Source organism: Roseivivax sp. THAF197b (assembly GCF_009363255.1).
GTDB lineage: Bacteria > Pseudomonadota > Alphaproteobacteria > Rhodobacterales > Rhodobacteraceae > Roseivivax.
Genome location: NZ_CP045318.1, coordinates 2,236,075 through 2,252,165 on the forward strand (window position 1 = coordinate 2,236,075; position 16,091 = coordinate 2,252,165).

The 16,091-nt window shown below is 65.4% G+C and carries 14 protein-coding genes; 8 read left to right on the forward strand and 6 right to left on the reverse strand.

Annotation, left to right across the window (positions count from 1 at the left end; translation table 11 throughout):
• The first annotated feature begins 57 nt into the window (after window positions 1-57).
• Both FIV09_RS20405 and FIV09_RS10975 read left to right on the forward strand, forming a co-directional pair.
• On the forward strand, window positions 58-231 hold the full coding sequence (locus FIV09_RS20405) for a hypothetical protein (protein WP_172975690.1): 174 nt from the start codon (window positions 58-60) through the stop codon (window positions 229-231).
• Window positions 212-886: a DUF1638 domain-containing protein gene (locus FIV09_RS10975; protein WP_152449983.1), complete on the forward strand. Its 675-nt coding sequence runs from the start codon at window positions 212-214 to the stop codon at window positions 884-886. Before FIV09_RS20405 ends, FIV09_RS10975 begins: the two co-directional genes overlap by 20 nt.
• A gap of 31 nt (window positions 887-917) precedes the next feature.
• Here the strand turns inward: FIV09_RS10975 and FIV09_RS10980 are convergent, their stop codons facing one another.
• The gene (locus FIV09_RS10980; RefSeq protein ID WP_172975691.1) at window positions 918-2,552 is read right to left on the reverse strand and encodes a divergent polysaccharide deacteylase family protein; all 1,635 of its coding nucleotides are present in this window, start codon (window positions 2,550-2,552) and stop codon (window positions 918-920) included.
• A 199-nt stretch (window positions 2,553-2,751) separates the two neighbouring features.
• On the opposite strand from FIV09_RS10980, the gene FIV09_RS10985 reads away from it, so the two are divergent.
• Genes FIV09_RS10985 through glp form a run of 6 tightly spaced genes read left to right on the forward strand, consistent with a single transcriptional unit; the run spans window position 2,752 to window position 7,436 of the window.
• Window positions 2,752-3,333, forward strand: a complete 582-nt coding sequence (locus tag FIV09_RS10985; RefSeq protein WP_152449985.1) for an aminodeoxychorismate/anthranilate synthase component II — start codon at window positions 2,752-2,754, stop codon at window positions 3,331-3,333.
• Window positions 3,330-4,343: an anthranilate phosphoribosyltransferase gene (gene trpD, locus FIV09_RS10990; RefSeq protein WP_152449986.1), complete on the forward strand. Its 1,014-nt coding sequence runs from the start codon at window positions 3,330-3,332 to the stop codon at window positions 4,341-4,343. Before FIV09_RS10985 ends, trpD begins: the two co-directional genes overlap by 4 nt.
• A complete protein-coding gene (locus tag FIV09_RS10995; RefSeq protein WP_152449987.1) occupies window positions 4,340-4,993 on the forward strand; it encodes a uracil-DNA glycosylase in 654 nt (217 codons plus the stop codon). The genes trpD and FIV09_RS10995 overlap by 4 nt, the downstream gene beginning before the upstream one ends.
• Window positions 4,990-5,790: an indole-3-glycerol phosphate synthase TrpC gene (gene trpC / locus FIV09_RS11000; protein ID WP_152449988.1), complete on the forward strand. Its 801-nt coding sequence runs from the start codon at window positions 4,990-4,992 to the stop codon at window positions 5,788-5,790. Before FIV09_RS10995 ends, trpC begins: the two co-directional genes overlap by 4 nt.
• A 3-nt stretch (window positions 5,791-5,793) precedes the next feature.
• The gene (gene moaC / locus FIV09_RS11005; protein ID WP_152449989.1) at window positions 5,794-6,273 is read left to right on the forward strand and encodes a cyclic pyranopterin monophosphate synthase MoaC; all 480 of its coding nucleotides are present in this window, start codon (window positions 5,794-5,796) and stop codon (window positions 6,271-6,273) included.
• Window positions 6,270-7,436 (forward strand): gephyrin-like molybdotransferase Glp, encoded by a 1,167-nt coding sequence (gene glp, locus FIV09_RS11010; RefSeq protein ID WP_152449990.1) that lies wholly within the window; start codon window positions 6,270-6,272, stop codon window positions 7,434-7,436. The genes moaC and glp overlap by 4 nt, the downstream gene beginning before the upstream one ends.
• A gap of 43 nt (window positions 7,437-7,479) precedes the next feature.
• Here the strand turns inward: glp and FIV09_RS11015 are convergent, their stop codons facing one another.
• The 5 genes from FIV09_RS11015 to FIV09_RS11035 form a co-directional block, all read right to left on the reverse strand.
• On the reverse strand, window positions 7,480-9,621 hold the full coding sequence (locus FIV09_RS11015) for an ATP-binding protein (protein WP_152449991.1): 2,142 nt from the start codon (window positions 9,619-9,621) through the stop codon (window positions 7,480-7,482).
• A 233-nt stretch (window positions 9,622-9,854) separates the two neighbouring features.
• Window positions 9,855-11,003, reverse strand: coding sequence for an RsmB/NOP family class I SAM-dependent RNA methyltransferase (locus tag FIV09_RS11020; RefSeq protein ID WP_152449992.1), 1,149 nt, complete (start codon window positions 11,001-11,003; stop codon window positions 9,855-9,857).
• 312 nt (window positions 11,004-11,315) lie between these two features.
• Window positions 11,316-12,944 carry an acyl-CoA synthetase gene (locus FIV09_RS11025; protein ID WP_152449993.1) on the reverse strand — a complete coding sequence of 543 codons (1,629 nt, stop codon included), beginning with the start codon at window positions 12,942-12,944 and terminating at the stop codon, window positions 11,316-11,318.
• Window positions 12,945-13,321: 377 nt separating this feature from the next.
• On the reverse strand, window positions 13,322-14,665 hold the full coding sequence (locus FIV09_RS11030) for a serine hydrolase (protein ID WP_172975692.1): 1,344 nt from the start codon (window positions 14,663-14,665) through the stop codon (window positions 13,322-13,324).
• Complete coding sequence (locus FIV09_RS11035; protein WP_152449994.1) at window positions 14,646-15,989, reverse strand: alginate export family protein; 1,344 nt, start codon at window positions 15,987-15,989, stop codon at window positions 14,646-14,648. Before FIV09_RS11035 ends, FIV09_RS11030 begins: the two co-directional genes overlap by 20 nt.
• Between the last annotated feature and the right edge of the window lie 102 nt (window positions 15,990-16,091).

Consider the following 16,091-nt stretch of genomic DNA (forward strand, 5'->3'; position numbering starts at 1 on the left):
ATGGGGCTTTTTATTTAACACTTGCTGGCCCATATTACCCGTAGGAAAGGAGTTCTCATGCCTGTGACATCATTCGCTCTCATGATTCTGCTGGTCATCGCCGCGGCGGCTCTGACCGTCTGGGCCATGAGTGCCTTCGGCGTCCTGGCCGTGCTCCCCGTCATTCTGATCGCCGGGCTTCTGGCCCGCTGGGGCCTCGAACATGTCCCCTATGACGACAGCCACAGCTGACGACACCAACACCGACAGATTGCGCGACGAAGGCCTCGCCGCAACGGGCGCGGGTCGTATCCTGCTGCTGGCCTGCGGCGCGCTCGCCCGCGAGATCATCGACCTGAAGGCCGCCAATGGCTGGGATCATCTCGACCTGCATTGCCTGCCCGCGATCCTGCACAACACGCCTGAAAAGATCACACCCGCCGTGCGCGAGGCCGTGACCGGGCGCCGCGAAGACTATGATCGGGTCTACGTGCTATACGGGGATTGCGGCACCGGGGGCGCGCTGGAAGCGGCCTGCGTGGAGATGGGCGTCGAGATGCTGGAAGGACCGCATTGCTACAGTTTCTTCGAGGGCAACGCGACATTCGCCGCGCAGGAGGAAATGACCGCCTTCTACCTGACGGATTTCCTCGTCCGGCAATTCGATGCCTTCGTATGGGAGCCGCTCGGCCTCGACCGGCACCCTGAGCTGCGGGACATGTATTTCGCCCATTACGAAACACTGGTCTACCAGGCGCAGACCGACGATCCGGCGCTGACGGAGAAGGCGCGCGCCTGCGCGGCGCGGCTTGGTCTCCGGTTCGAACGCCGAGCGACGGGTTATGGCGATCTGGCCCGGTCGCTGGAAGCCTGGGTCACGGACGAGGCGTCAAAGCCCCGCCGCTGATCCACAGACGACCCGCCTCCGGGGCGCCCCGTCACTCCTGCCCGATGACCGCCGAGACGGGCACCAGTTCAAGCGCGCCCGCCCTGTCCTGCAAACCCCAGAGCAGCAGCGCCGACAGCGTGTCCGCCTTGAGCCGCCCGAGGGCGATCACCTGGCCGTCCTGCCGCGCCCGCAGCGCCATGCGGTCCAGCAGCCGCCGCTGCACGCCGGGATCCTGTCCGTCGCCGTCGATATCGCGGAACACAGCACCCGCAGGCACGCCCTCGCGGCGCGCGAGCGACGTGGCCGTGTTGAGCCCCTTGCCCTGCATCACAAGGCCATGGCCGGACGCGCCGAGATAGGAGGCGACCTGTTCGCTCAATTCACGCGAGGCCTGCATCCCTGCCCCCGGCGCTTCCAGCGCGCCCAACGCTTCGGTCAGCGTGCCGAAGGCCGACTCGAAAGTGACTTCCAGATCGCTCGGGCGCGCGCCTTCGGGCAGGTCGATCAGGGCCAGCACCTCGAAGCCCTTTTCGCGGTAGCCCGCCATGCGTTGTGCCGCATCGCTGGCGGCCGGATCGACCGCGAAGGTGACCGGGAAGGGAAACGCATCGAGCGCATTGGGTCCCAGCGGGCCGGAGCCGTCATCGATCAGGATGACAGCCATGCGCGGCGTGTCCGCTGCGATATCGACCGGGGCGGCATAACGCTGGAAGGGTCCGGCCCCTGCCCCGGCGTTCGCCCCGCTTGCGGCCGCGGTGTCGCTGTCGTTCTCCGCACCCGCCTCGGGCGCATCACCAATGGTGGGAAGGCGCGTGCTGCGGGCGGAATCCTCGCGATCGGTCAGCGAGCGTGCGGGCTGGCCGATGCCAGGGCGATCTGCGTCGTTCTCCTCCGCGGGCGGGGTAAGCGCTGCGATCTCGTCCTGAGCCTCGGGCGGGGTGTCCTCCGTATCTGCGCCCTCGTCTTCCGGCGCTTCCGCTGACACCTCGGGCGCGTCTTCCAAGCTGATGGACGGCGCGGGCGCAGGATCGGAGGCCGCTTCGGGGGCGGGATCCTGTACCCCATCGGGCGCGTCCATGCCACTGGGGCTCGGGGTCGTCTCAGGTGCCGGATCGTCGCTGCGCGGCATGAGCGGTACGGCATCTTCCGCCTCGGGCATTGGTGCGGCCAGTGCGATGTCGTCCTGCGGCATCTCGGGCATGGGCGGCTGGGCCGGATCCGTGACCACCGCCACACCGGCTTCCGTCGTGGGATCGGGTTGCTCCAGCATGGGCGCGGAGGCCGGGCCGCTCGTCTCCGTCCCCGCAGGATCAGCCTGCCGATCCATGCCGGTCTCGCCCGTCATCTCGTCCGGCGCCTGCAGGGCGGCACTTTCGCCTGCGACATCCGGAACCGCCGCGGGATCTGTGTCCGTGCCTTCGGGCAATGCCGCATCGGGGGCGGGCGTCTCGAGGCTGGTCACATTGCCGGCAGGGCCCGGGGTCGTTTCACCGGCAGGGGCTATCCCTGCATCGCCCGCAGCCTCCGGGGCCGCGCCTTCGGGCACGGCGCTGTCGGAGACGGCCGGTTCGGGCAGCACCCCATCCGGCGTCGGCGGGTAGCCCATGAACAGCGACAATCCCGCAGCGCCCGCGACTGAAATCACCAGTCCCGTCGCTGCACCAGCCAGTAATCCGCGCGCCATTGCTCGACCCCTCGTTTGCCTTCTTCGGACGCCTCGGGCGTCTGCCTGCGGTCTTCTTGGCCGGGTCGTGTTTGCAAGGGGTGTCCCCTGCCCTTGACCTCGGCGGACCGCTCGGCCCATCTATACCGGAAATCATCCCTGCCGGACCAGCCCTCTCGGCAGACCCGAGGGGCGCAAACCGGCGAAAACAGGCGCGTGCATGCTTCTTCTGATCGATAATTACGACAGCTTCACCTACAATCTTGTGCATTACCTGGGCGAGCTTGGCGCCGAGGTTGTGGTGCGTCGCAACGATGCGCTCGATGTACAGGCGGCGATGGCCATGAAGCCTGCGGGCATTCTGCTGTCCCCCGGTCCCTGCGATCCCGATCAGGCGGGCATCTGCCTGGCCCTGACCCATGCCGCCGCCGAAACCGGCACGCCCCTCATGGGTGTCTGCCTCGGTCACCAGACCATCGGTCAGGCCTTCGGCGGGCGCGTGCAGCGGCACTCCGACATCGTGCATGGCAAGATGGGCGTGATGCACCACCAGGGCAAAGGCGTGTTCGCCGGTCTGCCCTCGCCCTTCGAGGCGACGCGCTATCACTCGCTCGTTGTGGACCGCGAGACACTCCCCGATTGCCTCGAGATCACGGCGGAGCTTGAGGACGGCACCATCATGGGCCTGTCGCATCGCGACCTGCCCATCCATGGCGTGCAATTCCATCCCGAGAGCATTGCCTCCGAACATGGGCACAAGCTTTTGAAAAATTTCACCGATCTTCTGCCGGTGATGGCATGAGCGATGCGCTGAAACCGCTGATCGGGGCCGCTGCCGAGCGCCCGCTGACCGCAGACGAGGCCGAGCGCGCCTTCACGCTTCTCTTCGAAGGCGAGGCCACACCGAGCCAGATCGGCGGGCTTCTCATGGCGCTGCGCACGCGCGGGGAAAGCGTGCCGGAATACACCGCAGCCGCCCGCGTCATGCGCGCCAAGTGCAACAAGGTGGCCGCCCCCGAAGGCGCGATGGACATTGTCGGCACCGGCGGCGACGGCAAGGGCACGCTCAATATCTCGACCGCGACGGCCTTCGTCGTGGCGGGCGCGGGCGTCACGGTGGCCAAGCACGGCAACCGCAACCTGTCGTCGAAATCGGGCGCGGCCGACGCGCTGACCCAGCTCGGCGTCAACGTCATGATCGAGGCCGCCCGGGTCGAGGCGATCCTGCGCGAGGCGGGCATCTGCTTCATGATGGCCCCGATGCACCATCCGGCCATGGCCCATGTCGGTCCCACCCGGCAGGAGCTTGGGACAAGAACGATCTTCAACATATTGGGACCGCTCACAAATCCCGCGGGCGTCAAACGACAGCTGACCGGCGCTTTCTCGCGCGGAATGATCCGGCCCATGGCCGAGGTGCTTCAGGAATTGGGTTCCGAACGCGCCTGGCTTGTCCATGGCGGCGACGGCACCGATGAGCTGTCGATCGCCGGGATCAGCTGGGTGGCAGCGCTTGAAGACGGCGCCATCCGCGAGTTTGAGCTGCATCCCGAAGAGGCAGGCCTGCCCGAACATCCCTTCGAGGCGATCCTTGGCGGCACGCCGGAAGAGAACGGCCAGGCCTTTCGCGCCCTTCTCGAGGGCGCAGCGGGCGCGTATCGCGATGCGGTTCTCTTGAATTCTGCCGCGGCGCTGGTGGTCGCGGGCAAGGCGCCTGACCTCAAGGATGGCGCGCGGATGGCCAGCGAATCAATCGACAGCGGCGCTGCGCGCGCGCGGGTCGAGGCGCTGGCGCGCTTGTCGCAGGCGTGAGCGCCCCGACACCGCCCGCGTCCTGGGCGCATCTGCCCTTCTTCCGCACCGATTGGCCCCGCATCGCGGCGGCGCTGGAGGCAGAGCACCGGCGCGTTCTGCCGCCCTCCGCACAGATTTTCGCAGCGCTCGAAGCCGCGCGTCCGGAGGATGTGCGCGTCGTGATCCTTGGGCAGGACCCGTATCCCACGTCCGGACATGCCAATGGGCTGGCCTTCTCCGCGGCATCGGGCACGCACCCCCTTCCGCGCAGCTTGTCAAACATTTTCAAGGAGTTGCATTCCGACCTGAATGTGTCACGTGAGGAATGTGACCTGTCCGACTGGGCCGCGCAGGGTGTGCTCTTGCTCAACACCGCGCTGAGCGTGCCAGCGGGCACCGCGGGCGGACATGCGAAACTCGGCTGGCGGCAATTGACCGAAGAGGTGCTTGTCACGCTGTCCGGGCAACCCCGCGCCTTCGTGCTTTGGGGCGCGCATGCACAATCCTTCCGCCCCTTCATCACGGGCGACGCGCATCTCGTGCTCGAGGCGCCGCATCCCTCGCCGCTCTCCGCACGGCGGGGCTTTTTCGGGTCACGGCCCTTTTCCCGGATCAACGCTTGGCTTAGGTCTCGGGGCGACAAGGAAATCGATTGGACGCGGACATGACCGAGACCATTCTCGACCGGATCAAGACCTACAAACTGCAGGAAGTCGCTGCCGACAAGGCGACCATGCCCCTGAACCTGATCGAGGAGGCTGCCCGCGCCGCCGACCCCGTGCGCGGTTTCGAGGCATCGCTGCGCCGCGCCCAAGCGACCGGGTACGGGCTGATCGCCGAGATCAAGAAGGCCTCGCCCTCCAAGGGTTTGATCCGCGAGGATTTCGACCCCGCAACCCTCGCCCAGGCCTATGAACGCGGTGGCGCCACTTGCCTGTCGGTGCTGACCGACACGCCCAGTTTCAAGGGGGCGAAGCCCTATCTCAGCCAGGCCCGCAACGCGACGCGCCTGCCCGCGATCCGCAAGGACTTCATTTACGACCCCTACCAGGTGGTCGAGGCACGCTCGCTCCATGCCGATTGCATCCTGCTGATCATGGCGTCGATCGATGACGGCCAGGCGGCGGAGCTGGAAGCGACCGCCTTCGACTGGGGCATGGACGTCCTGATCGAAGTGCATGACGCGGCTGAGCTGGAGCGCGCGCACAAGCTGAAATCGCGCATGATCGGCGTCAACAACCGCAACCTGCACACGTTTGAGACCTCCCTCGAGACAACGAAGGCACTTGCCGGAGCGATGCCCGAAGACGCTCTCGTTATCTCGGAATCGGGATTGTTCGTGCCGGAAGACCTGGCGGAAATGGCCGCGGTCGGCGTGCGCAGTTTCCTGATCGGCGAGGCGCTGATGCGCCAGGCGGATGTCGAAGCAGCGACCACGCGGCTCCTTGCCGATCCGGTGGTCTGACCCATGGCAAATGGTCTGACCCATTTCGACGCCAAGGGCGATGCCCACATGGTCGATGTCTCCGACAAGGCTGTCACCTCGCGTATCGCGACCGCAACGGGCTGGGTGAAGATGGCCCGTGAAACCTTTGAGACCATTACCGAAGGCCGGGCCAAGAAGGGCGATGTGATCGGCGTGGCGCGGCTCGCGGGCATCATGGGTGCAAAGAAGACGCCCGACCTGATCCCGCTCTGTCATCCGCTTCCCGTGACCAAGGTCGCCGTCGAGATCTCGCCCGATCCGGACCTGCCGGGACTTCGGATCGAAGCGAGCGTCAAGACGACTGGGCAGACCGGTGTCGAGATGGAGGCCTTGACCGCGGTCTCGACCACGGCCCTGACGGTCTATGACATGGCCAAGGCCGTGGATAAAACCATGGAGATCGGCGGCATCCACGTGACGCTGAAAGATGGCGGCAAGTCCGGCCGGTTCGAGGCGCCATGATCTCGGTCGAGACGGCGCTTGATGCGTTGTTTGCCCTGACCCCGGTTCTGGAGACCGAGCCGGTTGCGCTGCGCGCGGCTGCGGGCCGTGTCCTGCGGGAAGATGCCGTGGCCGAGCGCGACCAACCTCCTTTCCCGGCCTCGGCCATGGATGGTTACGCGGTAATGGCAGCCGCCCCCGGCGATCGTTTCGAGGTCATTGGTACAGCCGTTGCGGGCAAAGCCTTCGGCGGCACGGTCGGGCCTAGACAGGCCGTGCGCATTTTCACGGGCGCGCCGGTCCCGGACGGCGCGGCGCGGATCATCATCCAGGAAGACGTGACGCGCTCCGGCGACACGATCACGGTTGCGGATTCGCCCGATCGCGCGACCTATATCAGGCCAGCGGGCAATGATTTCACCGCCGGGGCCCGGATAGACGCGCCGCGCATATTGCGTTCCGGCGACATCGCCCTTCTGGCCGCGATGAACGTATCGCGGGTGATCGCAACGCGGAAACCCCGCGTCGCCATCATCGCGACAGGGGATGAGCTGGTGTCACCCGGCGAGGTGCCGGGCCCCGACCAGATCGTCGCATCGAACACCTACGGTCTGGCCGCCTTGTTCGAAAGCGTGGGCGCGGAGACCCGCCTTCTGCCTATTGCGCGCGACGATCACGCCTCTTTGGCGACGGTCTTGGGGTTGGTCGACGATGCCGATCTGGTTGTGACCGTTGGCGGCGCGTCCGTTGGCGATCATGACTTGGTGGCCGAGGTTTCGCAAAACCTGGGGCTGGAGCGGTCCTTCTACAAGGTGGCGATGCGGCCCGGAAAGCCGCTGATGGCGGGGCGCTTGGGTCAGGCGATGATGATCGGCCTGCCCGGCAATCCGGTTTCAGCCATGGTCTGCGGCCACGTTTTCGTCATTCCCGTGCTGCGTGCCATGCAGGGATTGGGCGCCTCGCCTGCCCCGCGTTTGACGGCCCCTCTCGCCCATCCGCTTGAGCCAAACGGCCCGCGGGCGCATTACATGCGGGCGCGTCTCAAGGACGGCACGCTTGAGGTGTTCGAGCGGCAGGATTCCGGGCTGTTGTCCGTGTTGAACGCGGCCGACGCGCTCGTCGTGCGCAGCCCAAATGCAGCCCCCGCCGATGCGGGAGAGAGCGTTCCGTATCTACCGCTTTGACCGCAGGAGATGCGTGGCGGCATGTGTCCGGCGATATCGCACCTCATCCGAGCTGCTGCTGAACCATCTCGGACAAGGCGTTGAGAGAGAATGGCTTCGGCAGGAAAGCCATGTTGCTCATGTCGGATCCCGTCCGTTCCAGGGCATCCTCCGCATATCCCGACACGAAGATCACGCCGACATCCGGGCGATCTTCCCGCGCCTTCTTGACCCAGCTTGGCCCGTCCAGCCCGGGCATGATCACGTCCGAGACGAACAGATCCACCTCGACGGAGCTGTCCGACAAGATGTCCAGCGCGGCTTCCGCGCTGTCCGCCTCGATCACGGTGTAGCCGCGAAGGCGCAACGCGCGCGACGCGAATGCGCGGACCGGCGCCTCGTCTTCGACGAGGAGAATCACGCCATCGCGGCCCAAAGTCGGGGCGCGCTGCGGCGGCTCCACTACCGTTGAGGGCGTGTCGGCCTGTTTCTCATGCGCCAGGAAATAAAGGCTGAAGGTCGTGCCTTGCCCCAATTCTGAATCGACGAAAATGTACCCACCCGTCTGTTTGATGATGCCGTAGACGGTCGATAGGCCGAGGCCCGTTCCCTCGCCCAGCCGCTTGGTGGTGTAGAACGGCTCAAATACTTTTTGCAGCTTGTCGTTTGGAATACCCGTCCCGGCATCGGTCACGCGCACCACCACGTATTGCCCGGGCGGCAGCTTGACGCGGTCCCGCTCAAGCGGCGCGGTGAGCGATACGCAATCGGTCTCAACCTCGATTCGACCCCCGTCCGGCATGGCATCACGGGCATTCACGACGAGATTCATGATGACCTGCTCAAGCTGACGACGGTCGCCCCGTATCGGAGGCAAAAGCGGGTCGTGGCGCAAGGTGAGTGTCGTCTTCTCACCGACGAGTCGGTTCAGAAGATGCGTGAGATCGGCGAGCGTCTCACGCAGATCGAGAATTTCAGGCCGAAGCGTCTGTTTGCGTGAGAACGCCAAAAGCTGCCCCACGAGGCCGGCAGCCCGATTGGCATTCTGGTGGATTTGAATGAGATCGCCGTAATCCGGATCGCCCGGATCGTGGCGCAGCAACATCAGGTCACAATGGCCCGAGATTGCGGTCAGCAGGTTGTTGAAATCGTGCGCCACACCGCCCGCCAATTGGCCAATCGCCTGCATTTTCTGGCTTTGGACAAATTGCGCTTCAAGGGTCTTGAGCTCGGTCGCGTCGTTGAGAACGGCCACGAGAAGCGTTCGGCCTTTTTCCTGAACGCGCGCGAGGGTCACCTGCACGAAAACCTCGCGATCATCGCGCGACAGGCGCAGAAACTCCGATTTGGTAAGCCCCTTCCCGGCGGCGGCATCTTGCAGCCAATCGGTGATCGACCGGCCCAGCCCTTCCATGAACCGGGCCACGGGCTGGCCTTCGATCGTATCTGCCGAAAGCAGGCGGCGGGCCTGCTCTGTGGCGAAGACGATCTTGCCCTCCGGCGTGACCTTGAGCAGAGCGATGGGCAGATCCTGCAATGCGGTGCCCGCTGATTCCGCGGGGCGCGCGACGGGAAAAAGCGCAATTTCGCGGCGCCCGGGCGAATCATCGAGGAGCGAGATCTGAAACGGACGCGCGCCACCCAGCGTCAGCACCTCGTAGACGCGGGACGCTTCGATCGGGGGATCGGCCACCAGTTGGGCGGCGTTTCTGGGGCGGTGCCCCACCAGATCGCGCGCAGCCTTGTTCATCGACAAAACGACCCCTTGGCGCCCGAGCGACAAGAGCGGCGTGTCCTTCAAAAGCGCATGAACCCCTGCCGAATGATCCAGCCGCCAGTGAAAGACACCGATGGTTTTCCGAACGGTCACATCGACCCGGTCCGTGCCGCACAGGATCGTCTCGCGCGTCCAGCCCGCGGACGCCGCGCGGTCGGCAAGCGCCCGGATGAGTGCGTCGGGATCGGCCAGGTCGGAAGCGAAGACCAGACCGAGCGACATGCCTTTGGTCAATGAATACCGCGCCTCGGCCGGGGCATTCAGAGCCAGGATCGCCCCCTCGTCATCGCAGACGAAGCTTGCGACCGGATCGCTTTCGATCAAGGCGTCGTATGAGATGGCCGTCACCCGCGCCGCAGTTCGGCCCTGTCGCCGCAAGGTCCGCACCAGCTGCACAGCGATCACGAAAACCAGCAGCGTCCCCAACATCAGAGGCAAGTTTATCGGAAGGTCGAGAATGTACACCGTGCCGAATACAGCGATGATGACACACGCAGCGAGCAGAGGACCCGCCCGGAACGTTTTCCGGGATGCGCCTTGCGCCATATCTGAAGCCATCCGCAACTCCCCGACCGACCGACTGGCCGATATCCTCTCCCCGAAGCCTTAAGATTCCCTAAAGCTCCCCAGAATTACTACTAGGAGTTGATTAATTCGATGATCTATGCACGCATCAAGAGTGCAAAGAAGAAGCCGTCCCCATCTGTGTCCGGCAACATTCGCCATTGCAGAGCCCGCCGGAACCCCTTGTGGCGCTTGAGAAAAGTGTCGACCTGGGCCTCGTTCTCTGGGGCCAGCACGGAGCATGTGGCATAGGCTAGGGTTCCGTTCGGGGCCAAAAGTGCCGCCGCCGCATCCATGATCGTGCGTTGCGTCTCGGCAAGATCCGACAGGCGTTCGGGCGTGAGACGCCATTTCGCTTCGGGTGCACGCCGCCAGGTGCCCGCGCCGGAACAGGGCACATCGCACAGGATCAGATCGTATGGGCCATCGGGACGCGCCGTTATCGCGATATCCGCATCAGCGCGAGCCGCACGGGCGGGAAGATCGCGCATGCGCGCGGGCGCCGCGTCATGGGCCTCGACCCGCGTGCCGAGCCGCGCGGCCATCGCCAAGGCCTTGCCGCCACCGCCTGCACAATAATCGAGGACCCGCATACCGGGCGCCAGCGGCAGATCCGCGACGGCGGCCTGGGACGCCGCATCCTGCAACTCGACCTTGCCTGATTGGTAGGCCTGCGACTGCGCCACGCGGCGGGGGTTGGACAGCACAGTCAGGGCCGTATCGGCACGCGGGTTGTGGCGGGTTTCGATACCCTCGTCCGCCAGCTCTGTCGCCACGGTCGCCCGGTCCGACTTGAGTGTGTTGACACGCAGGCTGACCGGTGCGCGATGACGCAGCGCTTCGGCGACGCGCGGCGCATCCTCCCCGAGGCTTTCGGTAAAGACCGGCCACAGCCAATCGGGCAGATCGCGGAGGTCGTCCGGGCTTGGATCCTGCGTCTCGGCCTCTTCGGCCGACAGAGGCTCGGGCGCGTAGCCCTCCCCCGTGAATAGCGCGGACGGGTCCTGATCCTGCAACCGCAAGAGACCGATCATGCGCGCCCGACCGCTGTCTCCCCCGCCCGCGGCGGCTGTCGAGCGCCACATCCGGAGCGCGTCGAAGACGTGATCGCGGATCGCCGCCCGGTCCTTCGATCCGGCAAAGCGCGCGTTCCGAGCCCAGCGGGTCAAAGCCTGTTCCACGGCCTCGCCATCAGCCACACGATCGAGGATGTCTGCGGCGACCTGTATGCGGGCAGCGGGCGTCACAGGAACGCGCCGATTTGCGCTGCGAAATGGGTCCGCTTGGTCGGTATCCCGACGCGGTTCACGCGCCGATCTTGTTGCAACTCATCGCTCATAATTTGCCACTCCACCGCATCGATCTGTGCGTGCGGCTACCTCTACGCATATGCGCCCGCGGAGGAAAGTCAGCGGCTGAAAGGCGGTGGCGGCAGCCGCGACGGGTCTCGCGCGCCTTCGAGCGGCAGTGCCCCAGTCCGGGAGAGCGACATCACCGGCACAGGCGGATCGGCGCAGCGCATTATCCCAGCCCGGAGGCGTCAGCGCCCGCGTCCCCGCTCAACTCGGGCCTGCTTCCTTCAGGGTCTGGCGCAGCTCGTTCTTCTTGACCTTGCCGGTCGAGGTCTTGGGCAAATCCCCGAAGATGACACGCTTCGGCTTCTGAAACCCCGCAAGGCGCTCTCGAGCATGGTCGAGAAGCGCCTCCTCGGAGACCGAAGCCCCCGGCGCAAGTTCGACGAAGGCGCAGGGCACCTCGCCCCATTTCTCGTCGGGCATCGCCACCACGGCGGCCAGGCTGACCGAAGGATGGGTATAGATCGCCTTTTCCACCTCGATGGACGAGATATTCTCGCCGCCCGAGATGATGATGTCCTTGGCCCGGTCGCGGATCTCCACGTAGCCATCGGGATGCTGCACGGCGATATCGCCCGACCAGAACCAGCCGTCGCGGAAGGATTTCTCGGTCTCTTCGGGCTGCTTGAAATAGCCCTTCATCACGATGTTGCCTCGGAACACGATCTCGCCCTGGGTCTCGCCGTCCCAGGGCACGGGTTGGCCGGTCTCCGGGTCGAGGACCAGCACGTCCTCCTGCAATTCGTAGGCCACGCCCTGCCGCGCTTTCAGTCGCGCGCGCTCCGCAAGGGGCAGATCCCGCCAGGCGGGCTTCTCGGCGCAGACAACGGCCGGGCCATAGACCTCGGTCAGGCCGTAGACATGGGTGATCTCGATGCCCATGTCTTCCATCCTGGCGATGACGGAGGCGGGCGGCGGTGCTGCAGCGGTCATCATGCGGATCTTTTGCGGAAAGTCGCGACGGTCATCCGGCCCTGCGCCTGCAATCATCGACATGATGATCGGCGCGCCACAAAGATGCGTGACGCCATGATCCGCGAAAGCCGCATAGATCGCATCGGCCCGCGGCGCGCGGAGGAAGACATGGCAGCCGCCCAGGAGCGTGATCGTCCAGGGAAAGCACCAGCCGTTGCAGTGAAACAGCGGCAGGGTCCAGAGGTAGACCGGATGATGCGGCATCTCCCAGGTGACCACGTTGTTGACCGCGTTGGTCCAGGCGCCGCGATGGGAATAGACGACGCCTTTGGGCCGACCGGTCGTGCCCGACGTGTAATTGAGCGCCAGCGCGTCCCATTCATCGTCAGGCAGCGCATAGGCGAAATCGGGATCGCCCTCGGCCAGCAGATCGTCATAGCTGAGCGCGCCGATCCGCTCCCCGCCCGGCCCTTCGCTGTCCTCGATATCGATGATCAGAAGGTCCCGGCCCGATTGCGCCACCGCCTCCGCCGCCATGGCGGAGAACTCGGTATCGACCAGCAGCACCTTCGCCTCGCCGTGATCGAGGATGTAGCCGATCGTGCCCGCATCGAGCCGGACATTGTTGGCATTCAGAACGGCCCCGAGCATGGGAACAGCCAGCGCGCATTCCAGCGCTTCGGGGATGTTGGGCGCAATCAGCGCCACGGTATCGCCCTTGCTCACCCCGCGTTTTTGCAGCGCGGAGGCCAGACGTTTGCACCGATCCGCCACCTCGCCCCAGTTGCGGCGAATGCGGCCATGGATCTGCGCGGGCAGTTCGGGATGCACCCGCTCCACGCGTTTCAGGATCGAGACCGGCGAGAGCGCGGCGAAATTGGCGGGCGTGCGGGCCAATTCGGGTCCATCGTAGATCATGCGGTGCTCCCTTCGGATATTTGGCTTCTGCGGGATACGGAGATGATGCTTGCGCTGTGCACGATGGGGGCGTCACTCACCCAAGCGGCCTCTGGGCGTGTTTCGGCGTCATAGGGCATCCCTGCCTCCTCCCTTGCGCCCGGCGTGGCATGCGGAGCGCCATTCATTCCGGTGGGGCTAAACACCCCTGTCCAAATCAGTAATGCAAGATCGCGCCCGGGGTTTCCAGAAGGGACAGACGCGCGCGATTTCCGGGCGGCGATTCGGAAGATCCGAGAGTTGCGCCGACGCGGCCCGCCTCGCGCTGCAATTGCTACGCTCGCCACGTTGGCACGGACGGACAACCTGATCGGCAGCCCGGATCATCGCCTCCGGGATCAGCGGCGATCCATCAAGAACTCGGCCACGGCCTGATAGGCGGGAAGCGAGGTCGGGTCGATGAAGCCGTTCTGCGCTTGCGGGAAGGAGGCGAGGCGCACGAGCACCATCTCTGCGGTCGGGTCGACATAGATCGTCTGGCCATGCACGCCGCGGGCCGCGAATGCGCCGTGATCGTTGTGCAAGACCCACCACTGGCTGGTGTAGCTGCCCGGCCCGAAGGTCGGGAATCCGTCGCCGAACTTGGAGCGGTCGCCGCCCGCGCTGATCTTTTCCACGACCTCGGCCGGGAAGAGCCTCTCGCCGTTGATCTCGCCTTCGTTTAGCATCAACTGGCCCAGGCGCCCAAGGTCGCGCAGGCCCGCCGTGATACCGCCTCCCGCGAAGGGCACGCCCTTGCCGTCGACCGTCTGGTAGGCGTCCTGCTCGACACCCATGCGCCGCCAGAGCCGGTCCGAGGCCAGCTCGGTCACCGACTGGCCCGACACGCGGCTGATGATCCAGCCCAGCATGTCGGAATTGATCGTCTTGTAGTGAAACTCGTCGCCGTGACTGCCCTCGGGCTCCACCTGCTGGAGATATTCCCAGTAGCCGTCCGGGCCCTCGTAATCTTCGGCCTTGGGCAGCGGGCTCGCGGCGCGGGAATAAAGCCAGATATCGGCGTTGGGATCGGAATAATCCTCGGAATACTTGACGCCGGTGGTCATATCCATGACCTGCCGCACCGTCGCCGAGGCGAAGGCGCTGTCGCCAATCTCGGGGATGATGTCGCGCACGAGCGCCGCGTCGTCGAGCGTGCCTTCGACCACCATGATCTCGGCCAGAAGGCCGGTGAAGGACTTCGTCATCGACATGATCGCGTGCTTGCCGTCTTCCTCGAGGCAGCCGAAATAGCGCTCATAGACTACCTCGCCTTCGTGCAGGATCAGCATGCCGTCGGTGTAATTGGCGTAGAGCGACTCTTCCCACGTCATCTCCGCGTCGCTGTTCTGCGGCGTGAAGGTCAGGGCGTCGATCTGCTGGCGCAGTTCGGCAAACTCCGCCGGGCTGGGATAATCGAGCGGAACCGGCGCGCCCAAGCCGCGGCTGATCTCTTCTGTCGGCAGGAATTCCCGCAGGTGGCAGACCGACCAGCGCAGCCGCGGGAAGCTGAAATAGACGCTGTCGGGCTGCGTGATGATCCTGTCGGGCGGCGGCGGGAAGCCCTGCATCCAGCCCATCACGTTGGGGTCAGAGTCCTGCGCCGTCAGCGGTTCGGTCTGCGCCTCTGCGCTGCCCGGCACGCCAAGGAACAGGACCGCGCCTGCGACCATCGCGGCAAGATTAGAAATTGACGACGACATTGACGAAACCTCCTGTCCAAGGGTCTGCAGAACCGCCGATCACGTCATCGATCGCCTCGCCGGGATAGGATACCGAGAAACCGGCCGTCAGGAATGTGTTGCGGTTGAGGATGCGGCTGTATTCGAGAAAGAGGTCATCGGCGAGATGCGCCTCCGTGACGCCCGCCACGACGTTCCCGTTCACGTCGACGCGCGTCGCCTGACCGAATTGCACGGGGGAGTTCAGCTCGTTGGCGCGGATATGGGCGTAGCGCAGCGTGACGGTGTCCTGCTTCGTCGGCTGCACGCGCAGGGCCAGCGTCAGGGCATTCACGTTCGAATTGATGAAGGTCGAGGCGGATTTCGACCCGGTCGCCCAGGCACTCGGGCTGCCCTGGTAGTAGAGCGGGTCGAACCGCTCGAGTGTGCTCGTATCCGGATCGTCGCCTGAAAAGGTCTGGTATCCGAGCGTCAGGTTCGGCGACCACGCCACGTTCGCGAAGGTATATCCGGCGGTGACCCGGCCGGCCCAGGCCTCGAGATCGGTCCGGTCGTTCCACTGGTAGGCCAGATCGCCGGTGAAGACCCAGTTCTCGAGCGGCCCGGTGAATGAATTTGTCTTGGCGTAGAACCCGAGCGTTTTGGTCCCCTCGCGCGCACCCGTCGTGACCGAGGGCGGGCCGATCCCGCCCGGGGCAGCCTGCGGATAAGGGGTGTCGGACTTCAGAACGTTCACGAACGTCGCGCCGAGATATCCGCCCGCTGGATCGTCGACGCGCAGATCAAACCCCGCCAGCTCGTTCTTTCCGTCCGTCGAGGGCAGCTCGTTCGGATCGAGGTAGAAGGCCGTCCCGGTCACCGCGCCGTAGGACAGCCGCCCGATCGCCGCCTTCTCCCACGCCTTGCGCGGCCCGAATTTCAGCGCGCCCCGTTCGAAGCCGCTGGTCGCGCCATTCGCGATCAGCATGCCGGTGCCGAGCGTCAACTCGCGCGGTCCCAGCGAGACATCGTAGGACAGGCCGTTGTTCAGATCGCCGCCGATGCCGAGATAAGCCTCTTCGAGCGTCTCCGCACCGGTATCGCCCGTATCGAACGCATCCGTGCCCCAGGTGTAGGACGACACCGCCGAAAGCTTGCCGTAGATGCTGGCGCCCGCGTCGAGCTGGTACTCGAAGCTGACACCGGGCGTGATATAGCCTTCCAGCCAATTCGTGTCGGGATCGAACCCGCTTGCAGGCGCAGTGGTTGCGGCAAGATCCCAGAACAGGTTGCGTTCGCTGACGGCATTCAATCCGAATTGCAAGTGGCCACGCACGGTCAGGCCGTCCCGATCATGGAACAGCATCGGGTCGCGCTCCTGCGCCTCGGCGGAAAGCGCTGCAAAACACGCAAGGCCAGTGCAGAAGATCAGACGTGACGGCAGAGATTGCCGCGCAACGCCGTGGCC